The organism is Pseudoflavonifractor sp. 60, assembly GCF_009911645.1.
Taxonomy (GTDB): domain Bacteria; phylum Bacillota; class Clostridia; order Oscillospirales; family Oscillospiraceae; genus Lawsonibacter.
On the sequence record NZ_QWKI01000187.1, the window covers coordinates 1 to 2,077 of the forward strand.

Annotated in this window: 3 protein-coding genes; all 3 read left to right on the plus strand. The window is 56.0% G+C overall.

Translation table 11 applies throughout. The annotated features are described in order from the left end of the window. Positions 1–84: 84 nt before the first annotated feature. The 3 genes from D1646_RS18895 to D1646_RS18905 are packed head-to-tail and all read left to right on the plus strand — an operon-like array spanning position 85 to position 1,844. Positions 85–804 (plus strand): replication initiator protein A, encoded by a 720-nt coding sequence (locus D1646_RS18895; protein WP_160637960.1) that lies wholly within the window; start codon positions 85–87, stop codon positions 802–804. After that, positions 801–1,628 carry an ATP-binding protein gene (locus D1646_RS18900; RefSeq protein ID WP_160637959.1) on the plus strand — a complete coding sequence of 276 codons (828 nt, stop codon included), beginning with the start codon at positions 801–803 and terminating at the stop codon, positions 1,626–1,628. The genes D1646_RS18895 and D1646_RS18900 overlap by 4 nt, the downstream gene beginning before the upstream one ends. A gap of 45 nt (positions 1,629–1,673) precedes the next feature. Beyond that, a complete protein-coding gene (locus D1646_RS18905; protein WP_243149417.1) occupies positions 1,674–1,844 on the plus strand; it encodes a transposon-encoded TnpW family protein in 171 nt (56 codons plus the stop codon). The last annotated feature ends 233 nt before the right edge of the window (positions 1,845–2,077 follow it).

The following is a 2,077-nucleotide window of genomic DNA, read 5'->3' on the forward strand; positions in this document are numbered from 1 at the left end:
GGGGGCTGTATGTTTCCATTCTGAACCCCAAAAACGGCCCTCTAACGGCCCACAAATCGGGAGGTGAACACGATTGCTGACTACATGACCGGCGACACCAAATTGCCGCCCTATTTACCCTATCCCCGCTTTCTGATGGAGGCGGACTTGACGCAGTTTGCCAAGCTGCTGTACGCTGTTCTGCTGGACAGGGCGAACCTCTCCCTTGCCAATGGCTGGCAGGACGATGAGGGGCAAATCTACATCGTCTTTCCCGTCTGCAAAATCGCCAATGCGGTTGACCGCAGCCCCATGACCGTCAAGAACGCATTGACCGAGCTGGAAACGGTTGGGCTGATTGAGCGCAGGCGGCAGGGATTTTCCCAGCCTAATCGCATCTATGTGAAGATACCAGATGGACAAGATATTGTCCTACTGACGGACAAAAAATTGTCCCATAGAGGGAAAGAAACTTGTCCCACTGATGGACAAAAAGTTGTCCCTATGACGGACAGAAAACTGTCCCCTAATAACATGAGTAATAATAACTTGAGAAATAGTAACTTGAGTGGAGTGAGTGAGCGCCCGCCAGCGCGGGGCCGCTATGGGAACGTCTTTCTGACGGAGGCCGAGGTTGCCGAACTGCAAGCAGACTTCCCCGCCGTCTGGCAGGAGTACATCGAAAGACTGTCTGAATATATGGCCTCCACCGGCAAGACCTACAAGAGCCACGCCGCCACCATTCGCCGCTGGGCCAAGGAGGACAGGCGCAAGGGCAAGGGCGGCATATCTGATTATTTGTGCAAGGAGGGCGAGAGCCTATGAATGATTTTGACAGCATTATCAAGCGTATGACCGTGACCCGGCTGGAACCGGGGGACTACACTGGCGAGGACGGGCTTTTGTACTGCGGCAAGTGCCGTACCCCGAAACAGTTTCGCATGGACGCACCGCCGCTGGAGGGCCGTTTGCTGCCCCACCCCTGCCGCTGTGAGCAGGAGCGCCTTGACCGGGAGGCGGCGGAGCAGGAGGCCCGCCGTCACCATCAGGCTGTGGCCGATTTGAAACGCCGGGGCTTTACTGACCCAGCTATGAGGGGCTGGACGTTTGCCAACGACAACGGCAAATGCCCGCAGATGAAACACGCCTATTTTTACGTTGAGAACTGGCCGACCATGCAGGAGGAAAACATCGGCTATTTGCTGTGGGGAGGCGTGGGGACTGGTAAAAGTTATTTTTCCGGTTGCATTGCCAACGCCCTGATGGAACAGGAGGTGGCTGTCCGCATGACAAACTTTGCACTGATACTGAATGACCTGACCGCCAGCTTTGAGGGGCGCAACGACTACATAGCCCGCCTCTGCCGCGCCCCGCTGCTTATCCTGGATGACTTTGGCATGGAGCGTGGGACGGAGTACAGTTTGGAACAGGTCTACAACGTGATTGACAGCCGTTACCGCAGCCGCAGGCCGCTGATCGTCACCACGAACCTCCCCCTTCAAGACTTGCAACATCCCCAGGACACCGCCCATGCCCGTATCTATGACCGGCTGTTGGAGATGTGCGCTCCCATCCGCTTTTCCGGTGAGAACTTCCGCAGGGCCACCGCACAGGACAAGCTGGCACGTCTGAAAAATCTGATGGACTGAAAGGAGCCGCCTATGGCAAATAAACTTCCCAACGCTACCGCAGGCATGACCTTCCCCCGGCCCAAGCCGGACACCCCGCCCTCGATGGTAAAGAAAATCGGCAAGACCACTTATCTTGTGTGGGCGCATTTCAGTGAAACCAGCACCGAGACAATGGAGGACAAAATCAAGCGGATGCTCCGCGAGGAAGTCCGCCAGATGATGGCGCAGGAGTAAGCACCGCACGAGCAGGCCGGGAGCCGTGAGGCCCCCGGCTTTTGCTGTGTCAATTTTTTGAATATTTTGTGAACAGTATTAAAAAGTCCTTGACAACTCGTTTCAGGCAAGACAGCGCGGAGCATACTTATTAGCTGTGGCGCAAGGCTGGCCCCATTTGACATCCCGCAACTCCGGGAGATTATGAGCTATGACGAGATGGAGCTTGACAAGCTGGGGGACAGACGGACGGC